Source organism: Variovorax sp. 20P10.2.4 (assembly GCF_058244205.1).
The window spans coordinates 1-5832 of the sequence record NZ_JBZAYE010000474.1 but is presented as its reverse complement, the minus strand read 5'-3'; the positions used below and the strand labels follow the sequence as shown (position 1 = coordinate 5832).

Sequence of the window (5832 nt, the reverse complement as noted above, 5' to 3'; positions counted from 1 at the left end):
AGGGCTCGGCGCGTGCGGGATCGGCCATCGCGATGAAGTTCGCATAGCCGCGCAGCGCGGCGACCAGGTCGTGCTGGCCGTTCCAGTGCAGGCCCTGCGGACCGTGGCGCTCGGCCTGGTGCAGCACGGCGCGAAATCGCCGCAAGGTGTCGCGGTCGGTCGAGAGCTTGTCGTTGACCACGATGCCGGTCACGTGCTGCTGCTGGTGGCGGCGCATCACCTGCTGTTTCTCGGGATGCACCACGAGGCCTTCGCTGGCCACGATCTGCTTGGCGCGCCACAGCAGCTTGCCGACGTCGCGGCCATGTTCGGCATCGGCCGAGAAGCTCAGGTCGTCGGCATAGCGCGTGTAGCGAAAGCCCAGCTTCGCGGCGCAGGCGGCCAGCCGCGCATCAAGCCGGCGGCACAGCACGTTGGTGAGCATCGGGCTGGTGGGCGCGCCCTGCGGCAGCACGCGTTCGCCGCGCGCGACGAAGTAGCGTTCGCCGTCGAGCTCGACCTCGTCGGTCGGCGCCTCGGTCGCGAGCAGCGCGAACAGGGTCGCGACCTGCGGCGAGTAGCCGAGCTGGCGGAACACGCCACGCACGCGGCGCAGGCCGATCGAGGGAAAGAAGTCCTTGAGGTCGAGGTTGACCACCACCGCCTGCCCCACGTGCGGCGCGGCATTGCTGAGGATCGAGCGGCCCGGCAGGAAGCCGTGCACCGCTTCGTGCACCGGCACCTTGGCCAGCACGTTGTCGAGCACCCAGTACTGCGCGCGCTTGAGCCGCGGCATCGGCGCCGAGATCTGGCGTTCGCCGCCGGTCTTCTTGGGCACGGTGAAGCGCTGGTAGTGGCTCACGCGTGCGACCTCGCGGTGCCAGGCCAGGAAGCGCAGCTCGCCCAGCTCCAGGCCCATGGCGCGCGCGAGATCGGTGGCGTCGTGCAGCGCCGGCAGCGCATGGCGCGCGAGCGCCTGCTCGTCGCTGCGTGCCGCGTTGAGCCCGCCCGAGACGCCTTCGCCCAGGTACAGCAGCTCGCGCTGGCGCCGGCCATGCCAGTCGAGCGCGCGCGCATGGCGCTGCTCTGCGAGGCGCTGGCGGGTTTCTTCGCGACGTTCGCGCGCCCGCGCCATGCGCTCCTTGCGCATGGCCTTGAGCGCGGTCTCGCGGTCCTCGATGCCGCGCAGCTCGTCGCCGAGATCGCGCAGCGCGGTCTGCAGCTCGCCCTCGCGGCGGATGAGTTGCGCCTCGACCGTGGGCTGCGCCGTGTCGCGCGGCCAGAAGCCCAGGCGCTGCATCTCCTCGAGCACGACCTCCTGCTTGGAGCTCCCGCGGATGCGTGCGTAGAGTTCCTCGCGCGTGAGCGCCGAATCGGGTACGGAGGAGGGAGAGGGTGGGGTCATGGGCGGTGTGCGCCGCATGGACCGATGCACTGGAAGAAAAAGATGCGAACGGGACGGGAATCTCGTCGAAGAGCCTGAAGACTGGACAGCTCCACTCGACGCCGTACGCGCATGGTGGCGCGATGAGCTTCGAAGAAGCCGCACCGTCATCGCGCCACCATGCGCGTACGGCACAGTGAAGAGATGTCCAGTGAAGCCTGGGAAGTGCTGAGATCGAGGATGGCGATGCGCCATCCGGATTGCAAGAGCCTTCCCGCCCCGTTCGCAAAACCAGTGTATCAGCCGATGCTTGCAGTCCTTTCTTCCGAGTCGGTCGCGGGCGTCGGTGCGCCCGCGGTGGTGCCAAGGGCCAGCGCGGCCGAAGCGGTGGCCAGGCGCAGCGCGAGCATGTGTTCGCACGGTCCCTTCGTCATGCGCAGGCGGATGAAGTGGTCGCACTGGCATTCGCCGGTGGCCACGCGCTGGTCGGCATCGAGCTGCAGCCGCACCTGGTACTGGCGCGAGGATTGGGTGCCGCACAGGCCGCTGAGCAGCAGCCCGCCGTCGGCCCGGGCCTCGACCTTCGTGTCCTTCAGGCGCTTGGCCTGCACCAGTTCGGCCGCGGCCGCTTCCTCGGGGCTGGCATGGCGCAGCCGTTCCATCGGCAGCGGCTCGCGGCTCAGTTCGCGCAGCCGCCACACGCCGTGCGCGATGTCGTACACCACGCGCCCGGCCTGCACATAGCCGCCGAGCGCCGACTCGACCGTGAGCGGCGAGAGCCCGGTGGCCGCGGCAAGCTCGGCGGTGGTGGCGCGCCAGCGTTCGCCGAGCGCCGCGAACACGCGCAGCAGGCTGTCCTGGTCGACGTCGTGGCGCGGCTGCAGCAGCTCGAAGTGGCCGTTGCGCGACCAGTCGTTGGCGGTCCAGCCCGACAGGCCCAGCGTGAACTCCATGTCGGGCAGCCGCGCGACCCAGAAGCTCGGCATGCCGGTGCCCAGCAGGTGCACCGTGAAGCCCTGCGCCACCGGCACCAGCCGCTCGAGCTGCAGCAGCCGGCGCCGGCCCCAGACGCGGATGTCGATGTCGGCGGGCGCGTCGTGCGAGGAACGCGGGCACACCAGTTCGTGGCCCCAGGGCTCGAACAGGATGCGTACCGGCTGCCCGGGCCGCAGGATGAAGCGCAGCGAGCGCGGGCCCGCGCGCTCCTTGCGCCGGCGCAGCACCAGGCAGATGTTGTGCACGTCCATCGGGTGCAGCTGCAGCCGGTGCGCGGGCAGCAGCATCGCGCTGCTGACCTGCAGGAAGCCGCGCACCCAGCTGTCGGGCACCTCGATCTTGGGTTCGTGGAAGGCCGGGTCGTTGCCGCTCTGCACCTGGAAGCCGCCGGGATCGATCGCCAGCCGCGTGGCCTTGTAGTCGCGGATCTTCTGGAACTCGTCGTAGAGCGACTCGGAGTAGTCGACGTTGGTGGTGCCGAAGGCATGGTCGCTCACGCGGTCGAAGACCTCGTGGCCGCAGGAGAACATGCCGTAGCTCGACTCGTCCTGGCTGAAGCACTCGAAGAACACGCGGTCGGGATGCACCGTGATCACCGGGTCGAGCACGAACCAGGCTTCGCGGTTGACCTTGTAGAGGTGGTCGAAGTAGCGCTTCTGCGCCTTGTAGAAGGGCTGCAGCATGGCCGACTTGCGCTGGCGCAGCACGTCGAGCTCCTCGCGCAGCGGCGCCATGCGGGCCTTGAGCTCGTCGCTGCGCGCCATGTACTGCGCGAGCAGCTCGCCTTCCTGGCTCGCGAGCCATTCGAGGTAGGCGCTCTTGTCGCGCGGCTGAAAGCGCAGGTCGCCCACCACCACGTCGTGCAGCGCCGACATGCCTTCGCGAAACGGCAGGTGGCGGTTGACCTCGCCGATGAAGTGCACGGGCGCGCGCAGGGTGTCGGGCGCGAACTGCAGCGCGGTGCTGGTGGGCGTCTGCTGCGCGCCCGAGTGGCCGAAATAGCGGTACTGGAACTTCATGCGGCGGGACCTCCGGCGACGGCGGTCCGGCGCGGCGCGACGGCGCGCACGGGCGCGGCCTGCAGCGGGTTCTGGAGCGCCGGATAGCGTTGCTGGATGCTGCGCAGGCCGGCCACGTAGCGGGCGCGCTCGGTGATGGCACCGCTCACGGCCTGGCGCGCGAACACGCGCGCGACGATGCGCGCCGCCTCCTCGGACTGTTCGGCCTGCGCCGCGAGGAATTCGCTCACGCGCGCCTTGGCGAGCCGGCCGCGGTTGGCCTGCGACAGCACGGTGAGGAAGTAGGGCTCGAGCCGCGCCAGCACCTCGGGCTTGCCGCCCGCGGCCGCCGCCAGCCAGTTGGTCACGAACAGCTGCATGCCGCTCGAGGGATGCTGGCTCAGCTGCAGCATGTAGGTGGTGACGTCGGTGAGTTCGAAATGCGCCGTCAGCAGTTCGCGGCCCAGGCGCTGCGCGCCGGGATCCTTGTGGTCGCACAGGCGCACCAGCAGCGCGGGCGTCCATTGCGGCGACTGGCCTTGCGATGCGAACCACTGGCGCGCCCAGGCGAGCGCGTCGTCCCAGCGGCTGTCGAAGATGCGCAGCGCGTCGTCGAGCTGCGCGAGCGTGCGCTCGGGTCGCGCGGCCAACTGCTCGCAGGCCCATTGGCGCGCGACGGCGGCATCGACCAGCCCCAGGCTCGCGGTCTGCAGCACGTCGAAGGCCTCGGCCGGCTGCTGCGGCAGCAGCCAGGCGCCCAGGCGCTGCGCACCCTTGCTGCGCGCCTCGAGCAGCCGCACGGTGGTGGCGCTGTCGCCCGCGCGCGTGTGCTCGGCCAGCGGTCCGCACAGCCACTGCAGCAGCGAATCGAACACGCCTTCGGCCGCTTCGGTGCGGAACAGCTCGTCGCGCAGCATCGGCATCAGCGCCGCGCCGAAGTCCGGATGGCCGGGCAGCAGCTGCGCGAGCTTGGGCGCGACCGCGCTGCGCACGCGCGGCATCGGGCTGGCGCAGAACACGGCGAACAGCGCCGGCTGCGCGAGCAGCGTGTCGTCGGGCAGCGCGGTGAACAGGCGCACGCCGGCGCCGCGCAGCCGTTCGTCGTCCGACTGCAGCAGCCGCGTCAGCACCTCGATCGGCAGGCCTTGCACGGACGCCGGATGCAGCAGCAGCCACTCGGCCGCGAGCGCCACCACGTCGGGGCTCGCATGGTCGAACAGCGCCAGCAGCGCGGCCAGCGGCGCCTTCGAGCCGGCTTCGCGCAGCGGGTTCTGCAGCGCCCATTGCAGGTTCTCGCAGATGGCCGCGAGCTCGGGCGCCTGCGCATCGCAGCGCGCGAGCCAGCCGAGCAGCGCGGTGCACAGCGCGTCGAAACCGTCGGCGGCCTCGGGCTGGCCGGCCGCGGCCTGCAGCAGCAGGCGCGAGGCGCGGCGCACCTCGGCGTCGGCCGAGACCAGCAGGCGCAGCAGCAGCTCGACGTCGCGGCTGTAACGCGCCGGGTCCTCGGCGATCAGGTCGAGCGCATGGCGACGTGCTTCGTCCAGTGGCGAATCGATCAGCGGCACGAGCCACGGGCCGGCGGGCTCGCCGGCCTCGATGCGCTCGCGCACCAGCGTCAACGCGAAGCGCGCCGTGTCGTTCCAGGCGCTCGCGAGCAGCTCGCGCAGGACGGCGCCATCGAGCGCCTGGCAGAAGGCGCGGTTGTCCTGCAGCGCGCGCGCCGCGAAGGCATGCACGCCGGTGCAGCGCGACTGCTGCATCAACTGCAGCAGCGCCTCGGGATGGCGGTCCCAGCGTTCGGGCCAGGCCTCGCCGCGTTGCGCGCGGTGCTCGGCCGGGGGCGTCTCGCGGCGCCAGTAGAGGCCGCCGGCCAGCGCAGTCCATTCGGGATCGTGGTGATGCAGCAGCTGCATCACGACCAGCCAGCGGCTGTAGGGTCCGCTGTGCCAGACGCGCGTCTCGCGGTTCCAGCCCGCATCTTCATGGCGCGCCGCGACGGCCGCGTTCGCATCGTCGGCAGCGAGCAGCACGCCCATCGCGAGCCGCAGCCAGTCGCGCTCGTCGGCCGCGCCGCGCAGCGCGAGCCGGCGCAAGGTGCGCCAGGTGCGGCGGCGCAGGTAGTCGTGCGTGCGCTGGCTCAGGGCGAGCCGGCTGTCGGGGCGCACGATCTCCTTCGCGATGTCGACGTAGCGGCCGTTGAGCATCGCCCATTGGCTGGTGCCGCGAAAGCCCGCGCGCTGCGTTTCGATGCGCTGGTTCAGCAGGCCCAGCAGGCGGTAGTCGCCCGCGAACTCGGCGCCCTTGTAGAGCCGGCGCCAGGCGCGGAAGCTGCCCGCGGCCAGCGAGAGCTGCTGCGCCACGCCGTGCAGCGCGCTGCGCGCCAGGCCGGCCGGCTGGTCCTCGTCGAGGCCTTCGAGCAGCGCGAGTTCGAACAGCTGCTGCGTCCAGTCGGTGTGCGCGAGGCTCTGCCAGTGC

The 5832-nt window shown here is 71.4% G+C and carries 3 protein-coding genes; all 3 read right to left on the bottom strand.

Translation table 11 applies throughout. The annotated features are described in order from the left end of the window. Positions 1-1384 (bottom strand): reverse transcriptase family protein (locus AC27VN_RS30625; RefSeq protein ID WP_490878991.1); only part of this gene is annotated, 1384 nt, incomplete at its 3' end. Positions 1385-1662: 278 nt separating this feature from the next. Continuing rightward, complete coding sequence (locus AC27VN_RS30620) at positions 1663-3378, bottom strand: SWIM zinc finger family protein (protein ID WP_490878990.1); 1716 nt, start codon at positions 3376-3378, stop codon at positions 1663-1665. After that, a partial coding sequence (locus AC27VN_RS30615) for a hypothetical protein (protein ID WP_490878989.1) occupies positions 3375-5832 on the bottom strand: 2458 nt, incomplete at its 5' end. The genes AC27VN_RS30615 and AC27VN_RS30620, both read right to left, overlap by 4 nt.

Excerpts from the sequence above, each read along its gene's own strand:
- AC27VN_RS30620 (WP_490878990.1), bottom strand. The coding sequence starts at position 3,378 with ATGAAGTTCCAGTACCGCTATTTCGGCCACTCGGGCGCGCAGCAGACG.